This is a genomic window from Bacteroides luhongzhouii, from assembly GCF_009193295.2.
In the GTDB taxonomy this organism is placed as follows: domain Bacteria; phylum Bacteroidota; class Bacteroidia; order Bacteroidales; family Bacteroidaceae; genus Bacteroides; species Bacteroides luhongzhouii.
The window spans coordinates 5,264,857-5,278,304 of sequence record NZ_CP059973.1 but is presented as its reverse complement, the minus strand read 5'-3'; the positions used below and the strand labels follow the sequence as shown (position 1 = coordinate 5,278,304).

Sequence of the window (13,448 nt, the reverse complement as noted above, 5' to 3'; positions counted from 1 at the left end):
CCTAAAAGTAACGAATGAAATCATTAGTGGTAATGGATTCAAAACCGTGCAAGAATGTGCCAATATGCTAATTGTTTACGCTGTGTCCGACATGGTAATTGGTACACTGATAATTATTCACTATTGGAACTTTTTGCGTAGTCTTTTTATCCAACTGTCGCTACGTATAACATTATTATTCTCTCCAATCGCTTTTTTCAAATCCCGGATTCGTTCGTTTTGTCTCTTCATTGCTGCCTGTATTTCGTTTATCAACGTATTTATTTCCTTCTGCAGCTGAATTTCCTTTTCTTTCAATTGAATAATGTGGGCATATTTCTCGCAGACCATTGTTTTATCTATACACAGTTGTTCCAGCGTATCAATATATTCTGCTGTAATACCGGCTTTACTTCGGCGAAAGAGTTCCAGAATACATTCTTCGTCAACGTTCGGAACATTGTCTATGTATAACATAGGGAATTGTCCCATTTCCACCCAAAGCAGGATCGCTTCTTTTTCGATGTGATACTTAATCACTGCTTTTTCTACACTAATCCATTTTGGCATATTGCTTTTGTTTTAATGTGTTATAAGAAAAAGGAGTAAATAACGTATTGTCCGGAGAGGTGCAACGAACACCCACGATTTTTGTGATTTCGGTCGGGGGGAGAATTGGTTTGGGGTATAAGGATTGTTGAAACCGACCGGATACAATAAAAGCGTGAGTGCTGTTGTACCATTATCTAAATCGAGGTCTTAGCATACCGTGCACCAGATAATGATAAACAACAGACACCCACGCCAAACGTTTATATATAACAAATCTCTAATCGATATGTTGATATACGATCATCTACGTGGAGTATCTGTTGTATCATTTCCCGGTACATGAAATTTGCTAAGTTTCGATTTGGGAAACAATACGTTATTTACTCCATTAAGGAATAAAAACCGCTTTTGCCTGTTTCATCACGCTGATGGGCAGAAAGCGTATGACAAAGATATATGTTTTTTTCGGAATAGGATGGAAAAGAGGAAATAAATGCAGGAAATATGGTATGAGAATAGAGAGTATGGTATAAAGATGGTAAATATGCTATACGGGTGGCAAATATAATGTGATGATAAAAAGGAGGGAGCCAAAAGTAAAACCATCTCCAAGATTGATATTATTTAAGTACGGATTACACGGGTTTCACGGTTTTAGTCTAATGGAACCGTGAAATCCGTGTAATCCGTGCCTAAATGAAAGCCATAAAAGTCTTTTGACTTCGCATTGTCTTTCCGTGCAATTCTTTTTTTAGCTGCGATTTCTTTTAGGCTTTCCGGAGAAGATAGTCAGTTCAAGAATTGCAAAGATGATTTCCGTTGTGGTATATCCGGTAAATGTATATTCCAAATTTTCATTTTCGGAGAAGTATTTGAGATAAACGGTTGGAGTGCCATTGTGGAAGTCGAGAAAAAGGTAAGAAGTATAATCATAGATGCCAAGATCGGCAAACTCGTTCAGAATCGCTGTGTTGAAAATCGTGCATTGGCCTGTCTTTGATTCATTTCCGGACATTTCGAATCTGCGATGTTCTTTTGCGAGATCGTCTTTATTCACATGCCTGAATTGTTCTTGCAGTTCTTTACTGAAAGAAAGGCGTTGTCTGATGAAATTAAAAACTTCTTCCTTTGTCATTTGTTTTAAATCGGTTATTTCCATTTTTTATTAATTAGTCGGGTAAAGGTACTTTCTTTATTTGGTAATAAATCGGATTTAGTCATATTTCTTTTATTTATTTTTCGGCTTGTAACCCTAAAAGAATCTGAATTTATGGATTTATTTAGGGTTATAACCCTAAAAACTTTCCGAAAATAGTATATCTTTGTGCTTATAACCCTAAAAACTTTTGAATATGATTAATCGTGAACAGTATATGGAACAAATCGTTCCTTTTATAGATAAGCCGTTTGTAAAAGTGATAACGGGTATTCGTCGCAGTGGAAAGTCGGTAGTGCTGCGTCTGATTCGTGACGAACTGTCATGACCTTGTCTTTTAGAGAATATCTGACTTTTCATGACTTGCAGGTCAACGATCCGATGCTCAACCGGAAGGAGGAATCTCAGAAATATCTCCGTATGGGAGGGTTTCCGGTCATACATACTGCCGATTATGGATATGAGGCTATCTATAAAATAGTCTACGACATCTATTTTTCTGTCATTCTTCGTGACACGGGGCAGTGTCGCAATATTCGGAATGTGGAGTTGCTCGAGCGGGTAGTGAAGTTTGTTTTCGATAATATTGGCAATAAGCTGAACGCTAAAAATATAGCCGATTTCCTGTTGGATAATGCTTGATGTTGAGGAGTATAGAAAACGAAAAAGAGGAAATTCTCCGCGAGAATCTCCTCTTTTTTCATCTTTCACGAAAGATCGAATTATTTCTTCTTACGGTCACCGTAACGGCTCATGAACTTGTCAACACGACCTGCAGTATCTACCAATGTAGATTTACCTGTATAGAACGGGTGAGAAGTGTTTGAGATTTCAATCTTCAGCAACGGATAAGTTTCACCTTCGAATTCGATGGTTTCTTTAGTTGCTACAGTTGACTTAGACAAAAACATGTCACCATTTGACATATCTTTAAATACTACCGGACGGTATGATTCTGGATGAAGGCCTTTTTTCATTTCAGTATCTGTTTTTTTAATTTATATTCTGTTACTATTTTGGTAAGAAATAGTGTAATGGTCATTTTCAGTGCGCAAAGATAATGCTTTTCTGTGAAATAGAAAAAGGTTTTCTAAAATTTCTGATTTGCTATGCAGATTTTGGTGATTAAATGAATGAAAAATGAGGTATAAATAGGGTATAAATAAGGAGATATAAATCCGAAGGCATAAATCAGAATTCAGAAATCATAAATCCCAAAGTTTGCAAGGTAGACATTACAATCTAATGTCACACTCGTATTCCTGCTAAATTTTGCAGTCTGATTTAAACCTTTTTCTACTATATTTTTCTTTCCGATGTTCGTTATTCGATGGATAATGCTTACTTTTGCGTAGAATTTTTATTCACTAACAATAAACTTTAAACAAAATGGTAAATTACAAAGATTTAGGATTGGTAAACACAAGAGAAATGTTTGCTAAGGCTATCAAAGGTGGATATGCTATCCCAGCATTCAACTTCAACAATATGGAACAAATGCAGGCTATCATCAAGGCTGCTGTTGAAACTAAATCTCCTGTGATTCTTCAGGTTTCTAAAGGTGCTCGTCAGTATGCTAACGCTACTTTGTTGCGTTACATGGCACAGGGTGCTGTAGAATATGCTAAAGAATTAGGCTGTGCACATCCGGAAATCGTTCTTCACCTTGACCACGGAGATACATTCGAAACTTGCAAATCTTGTATCGATTCAGGTTTCTCTTCAGTAATGATCGACGGTTCTCACCTTCCTTACGAAGAAAACGTAGCATTGACTAAGAAAGTTGTTGAATACGCTCACCAGTTTGACGTAACTGTAGAAGGTGAACTTGGCGTATTGGCTGGTGTAGAAGATGAAGTTTCTGCTGACCACCACACATATACTGACCCTGAAGAAGTAATCGATTTCGCTACTCGCACTGGTTGCGACTCTTTGGCAATCTCAATCGGTACTTCTCACGGTGCTTATAAATTTACTCCGGAACAATGCCACATCGACCCGGTTACAGGCGTAATGGTTCCTCCTCCATTGGCATTCGAAGTATTGGACGCTGTAATGGAAAAACTTCCGGGATTCCCTATCGTTCTTCACGGTTCATCTTCTGTTCCACAGGAAGAAGTGGCAACTATCAACCAATACGGTGGTGCACTGAAAGCTGCTATCGGTATTCCGGAAGAATGGTTGCGTAAGGCTGCTAAGTCTGCTGTTTGCAAAATCAATATCGACTCTGACTCACGTCTGGCTATGACTGCAGCTATCCGTAAGACTTTCGCTGAAAAACCAGCTGAATTCGACCCACGTAAGTATCTTGGTCCGGCTCGTGACAACATGGAAAAACTGTACAAGCACAAAATTATCAACGTGCTCGGTTCTGACAACAAATTGGCACAGTAATCTTCGGATTATTCCATAAATAAAAGAAAGGCTGCTACCGGTTGACGGTGGCAGCCTTTTTTGTCTCTTTACAGTTCTATCCGCAACAAAACGCAATATGATATATACGGAATAGCAAATGCAATATTTTTAAATCGACAAGTTCTTACAATAAAAAATCACCTTTACTATAATGATATACAGTAAAGGTGATTTTATACTTGTCTTATATCTTACATCAAGAATCCGAGCAGGATACCGGCAGCAACAGCTGAACCGATCACTCCGGCAACGTTCGGACCCATAGCGTGCATCAACAGGTAGTTGGTCGAATCATATTCCAAACCAATCACTTGCGAGATACGTGCAGAGTCAGGAACAGCAGAAACCCCTGCGTTACCGATTAACGGATTAATCTTATTACCCTTCTTCAAGAAGATATTGAAGATCTTAACGAAGATGACACCGGAGGCAGTTGCAATAACAAATGACAATGCACCGAGAGCAAAGATTTTGATGGAATCGAGCGTCAGGAATTCGGAAGCTTGTGTAGAAGCACCTACTGTCAGTCCCAACAGAATAGTAATAGTATCAATCAACGGACCACTGGCAGTATTAGCCAAACGACGGGTTACACCACTTTCTTTCAATAGGTTGCCGAAGAACAGCATACCCAGCAAAGGTAGACCGGAAGGAACCAGGAAGCAAGTCAGCAACAAACCGATGATCGGGAAGATCACTTTCTCCGTGTGAGAAACGGCACGCGGCGGTTTCATGCGGATGATACGTTCGTTCTTGGTGGTGAGCAGACGCATGATAGGCGGTTGTATCACCGGAACCAACGCCATATAGGAGTAGGCGGACACTGCAATGGCTCCCATTAGGTTAGGTGCTAGCTTGGAAGAAAGGAAGATAGCTGTCGGGCCGTCCGCTCCACCAATGATACCGATAGCACCGGCTTGCATCGGGTCGAAACCCATTTCCAGCGCGATCATATATGCACCGAAGATACCGAACTGTGCAGCTGCACCGATCAACATCAATTTCGGATTAGAGATAAGTGCCGAGAAGTCCGTCATGGCGCCGATGCCCAAAAAGATGAGCGGCGGATACCAGCCGGAGGTCACTCCCTGATACAATATATTCAATACAGAACCTTCTTCATAAATACCGACCTTCAGTCCGGCATCCATATTAAAAGGTATATTACCAATCAATATACCGAAACCGATAGGAATCAGCAGCATTGGTTCGAACTCTTTGGCTATTGCCAAATAGATGAATACCAAGCCAACGAGAATCATGACTACATGCCCTACCGTAGCATTGGCAAAGCCTGTGTATGTCCAGAAGTCGGCGAGGTTATTTCCTAAAAAGTTTATAAAATCTCCCATATTATTCAATAATTACGAGGTCATTACCTTCAAGAACAGAGTCTCCCTTGTTGACGTTGATGGCAGTAATCTTACCGTCTTTATCCGCATTGATATTGTTTTCCATCTTCATGGCTTCCAATATGATAATGGTCTGTCCTTTCTTTACAGTATCGCCTACATTCACTTTGATGTCGAGGATCACACCCGGCAGCGGAGATTTTACTCCTGATTTTCCGGTAGATGGAGCGGTCGGTTTCACTACTTGAGTAGGAGCAGTAGGAGCATTAGGCATCGGGCGTACTGTCACAGGTTTTGCAACAGGCTTCGGCTGTTTCTCCATTTCTACTTTATAGTGTGTACCGTTCACTTCTACATGAGCGATGTTGTCTTCAATATCTCCGATGGTTACTTTATATGAGTTACCGTTGATTTTATATTTATATTCTTTCATCGTTTTTACTTTTTAAAAGGTGACTTACTTTCTGGGAGGAGTTTCACGCAAAGTGTAAATCTTCGAACTCCATGGTGAGTAGCTGCGTTTTACGCGAGTGATGGTCAGCACCGTTTCTTCTACGTCGTGCACTTCATCTTGCATTTCGTGCAATGCCATAGAAATAGCGGCGTATACTTCGCCCGGAGCCTGTGACAGTTCCTTAGCTTCATGTTTGTCGATGCCTTTAGATTTCATAGCGTTGCGCTTGCTCAAATTAACGGCTACTTTTCCTACAATCTTGAAAGCAATAAAGAGAAGAATCAATCCGCAGAATACTACGCTCATGGCAGAAATGGACATTCCAACGCCATCAGCATCGTGTTCTTCAAACTTTTCCATCTTGGAATTGCTGTCAAGAGTCTTGTTGTTGGTGCTCGGAGTCACGTATTTGTCACCGCTTCCACTTTTTACTTCCCATTCAGCTGCCCCGTCGCTTACACGAGCGTATGATTGGTTGGGACCGAGAGCGCCTGCGGGCACTACAATCTGGTCGAGCAACTTCTTGCCGGAGTCGAACAGACCCACCCAGTTGGCTGTTTCCGGATTCAGCTTGAAGCTGGTGTGGAAAGTACCGCGGTTAGGTTCGCCATCTGCCCAGAATAGTGCATGTTGGCGCGGTTTCACTAATGTTAGTATATCACCTTTCGGGATAAAATAAGTAACTGTATCGCCCGGTTGGCTGCTTACTTTCAGCAAGCAAGCTGCCAGGTCGGCGCTACCGAATGATTTATTGAATATTTCAATCCATGCGCTGTGCAATCCGTAATCGTCCTGAAAATTACTCTGATTGTCTATCAGGATTTCGTTTAGCACCAGCTTATTGTTCGACTTTTGCTCTCCACAAGAAGTCAGACCAATCAGCAACAGCAAAGAAAGGATTATTCCGATTTTGGTTTTGTTCATAATCGTTCTTGTTTTAATGTGAAAAGTAGGATTACAACGGAATATTACCATGCTTCTTAGCTGGATTGCTCAATTTCTTAGTCTGCAATTGCTGTAAAGCACGGATTACACGGAAACGTGTGTTGCGTGGTTCAATCACATCGTCGATGTAGCCATATTTAGCTGCATTGTAAGGATTGGCAAACAGTTTCGTGTATTCTGCTTCTTTCTCTGCAAGGAATTGAGCAGGGTTTTCCTGATCTTTGGCTTCACGTGCGTACAATACTTCTACTGCTCCTGCACCACCCATTACTGCGATTTCGGCAGTAGGCCATGCGTAGTTCATGTCACCGCGAAGTTGCTTACAGCTCATTACGATGTGAGAACCACCGTAAGACTTACGCAATGTGATAGTAACCTTAGGCACAGTAGCTTCACCGTAAGCATACAACAGTTTGGCACCATGAAGGATAACGCCATTGTATTCCTGACCTGTTCCCGGAAGGAAGCCCGGTACGTCTACCAACGATACGATAGGAATATTGAATGCATCGCAGAAACGAACGAAACGTGCACCCTTACGAGATGCGTTGCTGTCGAGCACACCAGCCAGATATTTAGGCTGATTAGCAACGATACCTACCGATTGTCCGTTGAAGCGGGCGAAACCGATGATGATATTCTTTGCATAATCTTTCTGGATTTCAAGGAATTCACCGTTGTCCACAATAGCGCCGATGACTTCGTACATATCATACGGTTTAGTAGGGCTGTCGGGGATAATATCGTTCAAAGAATCTTCCAGACGGTCGATTGGGTCTGTGCAATCTACATAAGGAGCTTCTTCAAGGTTGTTTTGAGGAATATAGCTCAACAGTTTGCGAATCAGTTCGAAACCTTCTTCTTCTGTTTGGGCGGTGAAATGGGTCACGCCCGATTTAGTGGAGTGAACGCTTGCGCCACCGAGGTTTTCCTGGCTAACGTCTTCACCTGTAACGGTCTTCACCACTTTCGGTCCGGTGAGGAACATATAGGAAGTGCCTTCCATCATCAGCGTGAAGTCGGTCAGAGCCGGAGAATAAACAGCACCACCGGCACAAGGACCGAAGATACCGGAAATCTGCGGAATAACACCCGAAGCAAGGATGTTGCGTTGGAAGATTTCTGCATAACCGGCCAAAGCGTTGATACCTTCCTGAATACGTGCACCACCCGAGTCGTTGATACCGATACAAGGAGCACCCATCTTCATGGCCTGATCCATGATTTTACAAATTTTCAATGACATTGTTTCTGACAGTGAACCGGCAGAAACAGTGAAGTCCTGTGCGAACACATATACCAGACGTCCTTCGATTGTACCGCAGCCGGTCACTACACCGTCTCCCGGATAATGTTTTTTCTCCATACCGAAGTTCGTGCATCTGTGCTCAACGAACATGTCCATTTCTTCGAAGCTACCCTCGTCAAGCAGCATAGCCAGACGCTCGCGTGCTGTGTATTTCCCTTTTTCGTGTTGCTTCGCAATTGCTTTTTCACCGCCTCCGATACGTGCTACGGCACGGCGTTCAATAAGCTCTTTAATTTTTTCAAGTTGATTACTCATGAGTTCTTGTTGGTTTTAGAGTTTATGATTAATGTTCGCAGAGTTCTGTCAGCACGCCCAAAGTTGATTTCGGGTGAAGGAAAGCGATATTCAAACCTTCGGCACCTTTGCGGGGGGCTTTGTCGATAAGGCGGATTTCTTTGCCTTCTGCTTCTTCCAAAGCATTGGCTACGCCATCTTCTACAGCAAATGCAACGTGGTGAACGCCTGCACCTTTGTTTTCAATGAATTTGGCAATAGTACTCTCCGGGCAAGTCGGCTCCAACAGTTCGATTTTTGTTTCGCCTACTTTTAAAAAAGCGGTTCTTACTTTCTGATCTTCCACTGTTTCAATGTTGTAACACTTCAGACCTAATACATTTTCGTAGTAAGGAAGGGCTTCTTCAATGCTTTTTACAGCAATGCCCAGATGTTCAATGTGTGAAATCTTCATAACTATACTTTTTTTATTTGGTTTTAAATCTGTGCTTATAAGGCATAAAACAGCACAAAGAAAGACAATTCTTACCTAATAAAGAAATATTTCTGCATTTAATTATTGGATTATTAAACAGAAAAAATGGTAGGAAAGGAACATGAAGAGTCGTTTTGCAATCTTGAGATTACATTTAGACATAAAATTTGACTAAGAGTTTGTTCAGCCAATTCCAATTGACACGAAACCAACGGCGGGTACTGCTCTGCTTTCCGCCGAAGCGGAGAACGAAATCACGATAACCGTGTTTACGGAACGGAAGTCCTACATCCATAAATTCCATATGGCGGAATCCCCGCTGGCGCGCGTCTTCCAATGCTTTCCAAACGGCCAGTATCCCCGGATATTGAAGTGCATAGGTCTTTCTCATTCCTCCCGAAAACCAAAGGTACGCATCGTCTCCCGAGTAGATACAAACGGAACCGCCAATGATTTTCTCTTTGTATTTTACTACGAATATTTTTGCCTGTTGTCCTTTGATTAACATGTTGTTCATGTGGCGGAAAAAGTCGTTGGCAGGGAAATATCTGCGTATGCGGGAGGAGTAAACCTTATGCAGCATCCGTGAGAAATTGTGTATCTCTTCCACGGTATGTGCTTCCTCTACTTTGGCTCCATTCTTGAGCCCTTTTTTTATCTGCCGGATACGCGACGGGCTGAACCGGTCTTCCGTCTTTTTCATACTGTGCAGCGAATTGCGTACCCGCAACCAGTTGACAGGGAAATAATCGTTGGCACGGAAAACCCGATAACCGAACATCGAATTGTTGAGGTTTCGGAACTCGATCAGGACACAGCTGCGCGATGCTTCTTGTGTGAGATGTTCGAGCATATCGCCAAAGACTTCTTCTGCCTTTTCTTTGTTGGCCGAAAGCGATTCATCCAGAAATTCTCCTTCGCTATATACCACGCAATGTTTCACTAAAGAGGAGGGGAGCCACTTCTTCGCTTTGCGAATGGCGGCAAGCAGGCGTGCCACAGGTCTGCCGTCTTCTGTTGCCACTATTAATAAAGGAGTATACCCTGGAGTTGCTTCATAAATCTGAAATAACTCTTTGGAATGGAAGGTGTTTTTTCCCGGCAATTCAGGAATGTCCTTCCCATGATAATATGTTGTTAGTTTAAGTGGCATCTAGGTACAAATTTACACTTTTTATTCTTTATTCAACAACAAAACAAAGAATTTGTTGGAGTTGCTTGAAGTAAAGTATAATATATCTTTGCGTATTTAATGGAAAAATGTATTTTATAGGAGAAATATGGTATGAAAAGTGAGTACGTATTAAAATTAGGTTCGTCTTAAATTAAGATTATAATCAAATAGTTTTTGCAAAACAACGAGAATTAATATTAACTTTAAATTAGAACGAATGAGATGTAATGCATTTGTTGAAGCATGGAAGAATCATCATAGACGCGCTTCCATGATTTTAGGGTTGTCTTTATTGGCTGCCCCTCTGTCATACGCTGTTTATGCGGAAGATGGAGTTTCTAATACTATGGTGCAAGTTGTCACACAAACGAAAACTGTGAAAGGAACTATCATTGATGAAAGCGGGGAGCCGCTGATTGGAGTTTCTATCGTTGTGAAAGGAACAAGTACAGGTACGATTACTGATTTTAACGGTAACTTCTCTATTGATCTTCCGGCGGGAAGAAAAGAACTGGTCATTTCTTATATCGGTTACAAAGGACAGACGGTGACTGTGACGGGCAACGGACCGGTCAATGTGAAAATGATTTCGGATACGCAGGCATTGGATGAAGTGGTTGTTATTGGCTACGGTGCAGTGAAGAAACGTGATTTAACAGGAGCGGTTGCTTCTGTGAAATCGGAAGACATTACGATGAATCCGGGTACAAATCCGATGGAAGCATTGCAGGGAAAAGTAGCGGGATTGGATATTACGAGAGAATCGGGCCAAGCGGGTTCAGGAGTGAAAATGCAATTGCGCGGTAACCGTTCATTGACGGCAAGTGGTAATCCTATGTTTATTATTGACGGGATGCCGGGTGACTATGCGACACTGAATCCGAATGATATTGAATCTATTGAAGTGTTGAAAGATGCTTCTTCTACGGCTGTCTATGGTTCTTCCGGTGCCAATGGTGTTGTAATCATTACTACCAAAGGTGGAAAAGAAGGAAAATTGACTGCCAATTTTAATGCCTTTTTTGGTATAAACAGCTGGTCTACAATGCCGGAAGTCCGCCAAGGAGAAACCTACATGGAGGGTTTGCGTACAGCCCATAAAAATGCGGGTACTTATGTGGATGATGCCAATATGTTTACTAACCCTGCTTATTATGAAGCTTATCAAAACGGGAAATACATTGACTGGGTAGATGAATTGTTGCATACGGGGACTGTTCAGAATTATAGTTTGTCGGTTTCAGGAGGTACAAAAAATACAAAGGCTTATATGTCTATGAATTTTTCGGATGAAAACGGACAATACAACGATGATAATTATAAATTGTATTCAACAAATATTCGCATTGATCACACAATCAATAAATGGTTTACTACAGGAATTAGTATCCAGGCATCTTATGTGCATCAGAATAAGCCTTTTGCAAAGATTCAAGATGGTATGACGGCTATTCCTTACGGTGAAATCTATGACGAGAATGGCAATGTTAATCCTTATCCGATTGAAGGGGATGCCAGCTATTTGAATCTTTTGATGAATAATAAAAGTAATTGGAGAAACCAATCCCAGAATACAAAACTGTATGTGAATCCTTATATTAAAATAACTCCGATTAAAGGATTGACATGGGAGTCACGCGTGAATGGGACGTTGACTTATTCCCGTTCGAATAGTTTCCAGGGAGATGGCTCGTACAACTTTTACAAAGCGGGAGGAAATGTAGAGACAGATACGAATGCAAAGATTACTCAAAACAGATCATATAATTATAAGTGGGAAAATATCGTAACTTACAACTTTAATATTGCTAAGATACATGAATTTACGCTTACCGGTGTGTCTACCTGGAATCATAACCAGACGGATAACACGGAAATGACAGGAACAGGTATTGCTAACAACAAATATTTGTGGGAAGGATTGGAAAAAGCTGCCGTTCAGAAGAACTCGTCCAGTTATACCATGTCTAAAGGAGTCGGATTAGTAGGACGTATCAACTACTCTCTATTGGGTAGGTATTTGCTTTCTGCTTCTATTCGTCGGGATGGTTCTTCACGTTTGGCTAAAGATCATAAATGGTCTAATTTCCCGGCTGTTTCATTGGGATGGCGTATTTCTGACGAGAAGTTTATGGAAAGTACAAGAAACTGGTTGGATAATTTAAAAATTCGTGTGGGTTACGGTATTTCTGGTACGGCCAGTATTGATCCTTATTCTTCCTCTTCTTCTCTGGAGTCCGGATGGTTGACGTTAGGTGGTGAAAAAACGCAGATTTATAATCTCACTAAAATAATAGCTAATCCGGAACTGACATGGGAACGTTCAAAGAACACCAATATCGGTATTGATGCTTCTTTCCTGAATAATCGTATCAATGTGACATTGGATATGTATAAGACTAAGACGGAAGGTGTGATATGGAAAAAATCATTACCTGTAGTGAACGGTTCCTATAGTTCTAAAGAGCAATATCTGACCAATATAAACTTGTGTGAGACTAAAAATAAAGGTCTTGAGTTTGCTTTGAATACCCGCAACATTGAAACTAAAAATTTTCAATGGACATCGGCTCTGACTTTTGCATATAATAAGGAAGAGATTACGAAACTGACCGGAACTGCTAATGATAAAGTAATCAATGGCGATTATACTTATGCGGTAGGTAGTGCAATCAACTCTTTTTATCACTACAAACTGGATGGTATCTGGCAGAAAGGTGAAGAAGCTGATGCTGCTGTGTTTGGACTGAAACCGGGATCTATAAAGATTAATGTGCCTGATATGGTGCGGCATACGGATACGGACGGTAGTGTCTACTATACGAAAGTGAATGCTGACGGACAGGAAATCCGTTATGATGCTTCTAATACATATTCTGTGTCTGCTGATGATTATCAAGTATTGGGACATAACTCTCCGGATTGGACAATGGGTTTCCAGAATACTTTGACATATAAAGATTTTGATTTAAGTATTTATATGTATATGCGTTGGGGACAGATGATTAAATATTCTGTATTAACGGATTATGACCCGACAGGGTTGAACAACTATCCTACTTATTTTAATGTATGGTCTGAAACAAATCCTTCGAACGATTTTCCTGCTATGGATGCTTCTATCAAGGATAAGTTGAGCTATTATCCAGGCTTTGCAGCGTTGTCGTATGTAGATGGATCATTCTTTAAAATAAAGAATATAACATTGGGATATACTATGCCTGATAAATTGGCTAAAAAACTGGGATTGGGCAAGCTCCGTGTGTATGGAACGATTACTAATCCATTCGTTATTGCAAAAAGTCATTTGTTGAAGGATTATGATCCGGAAATGAATGGTGGTTTGAACTATCCATTGACAAAACAGTTGGTCTTTGGTCTTAATCTTTCATTTTAATTCTCT

Annotated in this window: 11 protein-coding genes and 1 pseudogene; 3 read left to right on the top strand and 9 right to left on the bottom strand. The window is 41.0% G+C overall.

Going from position 1 to position 13,448, the window contains the following annotated elements; translation table 11 throughout:
• Positions 1 to 120 precede the first annotated feature (120 nt).
• Positions 121 to 549, bottom strand: a complete 429-nt coding sequence (locus tag GD631_RS20205; RefSeq protein WP_008774791.1) for a hypothetical protein — start codon at positions 547 to 549, stop codon at positions 121 to 123.
• Positions 550 to 1,282: 733 nt separating this feature from the next.
• Positions 1,283 to 1,690 (bottom strand): hypothetical protein, encoded by a 408-nt coding sequence (locus GD631_RS20200; protein WP_004304410.1) that lies wholly within the window; start codon positions 1,688 to 1,690, stop codon positions 1,283 to 1,285.
• 193 nt (positions 1,691 to 1,883) lie between these two features.
• Between GD631_RS20200 and GD631_RS20195 the strand changes: the two are divergent.
• Positions 1,884 to 2,311, top strand: a pseudogene (locus tag GD631_RS20195) (ATPase); the annotation flags it as partial.
• Between the two features lie 98 nt (positions 2,312 to 2,409).
• Here the strand turns inward: GD631_RS20195 and GD631_RS20190 are convergent.
• Positions 2,410 to 2,664: a type B 50S ribosomal protein L31 gene (locus GD631_RS20190; RefSeq protein WP_005678397.1), complete on the bottom strand. Its 255-nt coding sequence runs from the start codon at positions 2,662 to 2,664 to the stop codon at positions 2,410 to 2,412.
• Positions 2,665 to 3,076: 412 nt separating this feature from the next.
• On the opposite strand from GD631_RS20190, the gene GD631_RS20185 reads away from it, so the two are divergent.
• Positions 3,077 to 4,081, top strand: a complete 1,005-nt coding sequence (locus GD631_RS20185; protein ID WP_008648889.1) for a class II fructose-bisphosphate aldolase — start codon at positions 3,077 to 3,079, stop codon at positions 4,079 to 4,081.
• Positions 4,082 to 4,293: 212 nt separating this feature from the next.
• On the opposite strand, the gene GD631_RS20180 is transcribed toward GD631_RS20185, so the two are convergent.
• The 6 genes from GD631_RS20180 to GD631_RS20155 form a co-directional block, all read right to left on the bottom strand.
• Positions 4,294 to 5,454, bottom strand: coding sequence for a sodium ion-translocating decarboxylase subunit beta (locus GD631_RS20180; protein ID WP_143259393.1), 1,161 nt, complete (start codon positions 5,452 to 5,454; stop codon positions 4,294 to 4,296).
• 1 nt (position 5,455) lies between these two features.
• The gene (locus GD631_RS20175; protein ID WP_004314215.1) at positions 5,456 to 5,887 is read right to left on the bottom strand and encodes an acetyl-CoA carboxylase biotin carboxyl carrier protein; all 432 of its coding nucleotides are present in this window, start codon (positions 5,885 to 5,887) and stop codon (positions 5,456 to 5,458) included.
• Positions 5,888 to 5,911: 24 nt separating this feature from the next.
• Positions 5,912 to 6,832, bottom strand: coding sequence for an OadG family transporter subunit (locus GD631_RS20170; RefSeq protein ID WP_143259394.1), 921 nt, complete (start codon positions 6,830 to 6,832; stop codon positions 5,912 to 5,914).
• Between the two features lie 31 nt (positions 6,833 to 6,863).
• A complete protein-coding gene (locus GD631_RS20165; protein WP_004300890.1) occupies positions 6,864 to 8,417 on the bottom strand; it encodes an acyl-CoA carboxylase subunit beta in 1,554 nt (517 codons plus the stop codon).
• Positions 8,418 to 8,445: 28 nt separating this feature from the next.
• Complete coding sequence (gene mce / locus GD631_RS20160) at positions 8,446 to 8,850, bottom strand: methylmalonyl-CoA epimerase (protein ID WP_143259395.1); 405 nt, start codon at positions 8,848 to 8,850, stop codon at positions 8,446 to 8,448.
• A 175-nt stretch (positions 8,851 to 9,025) separates the two neighbouring features.
• Complete coding sequence (locus GD631_RS20155) at positions 9,026 to 10,024, bottom strand: GNAT family N-acetyltransferase (protein WP_143259396.1); 999 nt, start codon at positions 10,022 to 10,024, stop codon at positions 9,026 to 9,028.
• Between the two features lie 238 nt (positions 10,025 to 10,262).
• On the opposite strand from GD631_RS20155, the gene GD631_RS20150 reads away from it, so the two are divergent.
• Positions 10,263 to 13,442: a SusC/RagA family TonB-linked outer membrane protein gene (locus tag GD631_RS20150; RefSeq protein ID WP_143259397.1), complete on the top strand. Its 3,180-nt coding sequence runs from the start codon at positions 10,263 to 10,265 to the stop codon at positions 13,440 to 13,442.
• The last annotated feature ends 6 nt before the right edge of the window (positions 13,443 to 13,448 follow it).

What these genes read in the sequence shown, in the direction of transcription:
- GD631_RS20205 (WP_008774791.1), bottom strand. Translation starts at nt 549, where the DNA reads ATGCCAAAATGGATTAGTGTAGAAAAAGCAGTGATTAAGTATCACATC.
- GD631_RS20200 (WP_004304410.1), bottom strand. Translation starts at nt 1,690, where the DNA reads ATGGAAATAACCGATTTAAAACAAATGACAAAGGAAGAAGTTTTTAAT.
- GD631_RS20190 (WP_005678397.1), bottom strand. Translation starts at nt 2,664, where the DNA reads ATGAAAAAAGGCCTTCATCCAGAATCATACCGTCCGGTAGTATTTAAA.
- GD631_RS20185 (WP_008648889.1), top strand. Translation starts at nt 3,077, where the DNA reads ATGGTAAATTACAAAGATTTAGGATTGGTAAACACAAGAGAAATGTTT.
- GD631_RS20180 (WP_143259393.1), bottom strand. Translation starts at nt 5,454, where the DNA reads ATGGGAGATTTTATAAACTTTTTAGGAAATAACCTCGCCGACTTCTGG.
- GD631_RS20175 (WP_004314215.1), bottom strand. Translation starts at nt 5,887, where the DNA reads ATGAAAGAATATAAATATAAAATCAACGGTAACTCATATAAAGTAACC.
- GD631_RS20170 (WP_143259394.1), bottom strand. Translation starts at nt 6,832, where the DNA reads ATGAACAAAACCAAAATCGGAATAATCCTTTCTTTGCTGTTGCTGATT.
- GD631_RS20165 (WP_004300890.1), bottom strand. Translation starts at nt 8,417, where the DNA reads ATGAGTAATCAACTTGAAAAAATTAAAGAGCTTATTGAACGCCGTGCC.
- mce (WP_143259395.1), bottom strand. Translation starts at nt 8,850, where the DNA reads ATGAAGATTTCACACATTGAACATCTGGGCATTGCTGTAAAAAGCATT.
- GD631_RS20155 (WP_143259396.1), bottom strand. Translation starts at nt 10,024, where the DNA reads ATGCCACTTAAACTAACAACATATTATCATGGGAAGGACATTCCTGAA.
- GD631_RS20150 (WP_143259397.1), top strand. Translation starts at nt 10,263, where the DNA reads ATGAGATGTAATGCATTTGTTGAAGCATGGAAGAATCATCATAGACGC.